Source organism: Mesorhizobium sp. WSM4809, assembly GCF_055811655.1.
In genome coordinates, this window is the sequence record NZ_JBVVQW010000071.1 from 1 (window position 1) to 337 (window position 337).

A 337-nucleotide genomic window follows, 5' to 3' on the forward strand; every position below is an offset into this window, starting at 1 on the left:
CCCCTCGCTGCCATCGAGAACTCCATAGACGTCTCATTCGCCGTCCCCAAAGGCTTCTCCCATGGGACTCAACGCGTCCCAGACGCAATGCTCTCTTCCTTGGACCACCATGGCCTCTTGCCGGATGCGGAAAACCCGAAATGGAACTACGAGATCAAAGGTCACGGCTACACCGCCGAGAGGCCGGAAGGACGCAACGACTTTTGGCTCGTCCATCGCGGTCGGATGAGGGAAGCTGCAGCGGCAGCACTACCGGCAATGGTTCCAGAACCCGCCTCGCCAGCGACCGCCAGGCTGTCAGACACCTATCGCGATGTTCCGTTGGTCGATCTGACCA

General features: G+C 60.2%; 1 protein-coding gene. It reads left to right on the plus strand.

Annotated features, from left to right (window positions below):
- Positions 1–117: 117 nt before the first annotated feature.
- A partial coding sequence (locus AC0L24_RS33900; RefSeq protein ID WP_473565102.1) for a hypothetical protein occupies positions 118–337 on the plus strand: 220 nt, incomplete at its 3' end.